Annotated in this window: 1 protein-coding gene; it reads left to right on the top strand. The window is 67.2% G+C overall.

The window, feature by feature from the left end; all coding sequences use genetic code 11:
• The coding region (locus tag SB751_RS34945; protein ID WP_410749606.1) for a hydantoinase B/oxoprolinase family protein at nt 1–238 on the top strand (238 nt) is incomplete at both ends.

The following is a 238-nucleotide window of genomic DNA, read 5'->3' as shown; positions in this document are numbered from 1 at the left end:
CGATGGCAGCCACCTGCCCGACATCAACATCGTCACACCGGTGTTCTGGGAAGGCACGCTGCGCTTTTTCGCCGCCAACATCGCCCACCATTCGGACGTGGGCGGCGCGGTGCCCGGCTCGATCGCCGGCGGCCTGAAGTCGATCTTCGAGGAAGGCATCCGCATTCCCGCCAGCCGTATCGCGCGCGCCGGCGAGGTGGACGAAGATCTGCTGCGCCTGATCTGCGCCAACACCCGC

Source organism: Cupriavidus sp. SIMBA_020, assembly GCF_046535395.1.
GTDB lineage: Bacteria > Pseudomonadota > Gammaproteobacteria > Burkholderiales > Burkholderiaceae > Cupriavidus > Cupriavidus campinensis.
This window is presented reverse-complemented; position numbering and strand designations above follow the sequence as displayed.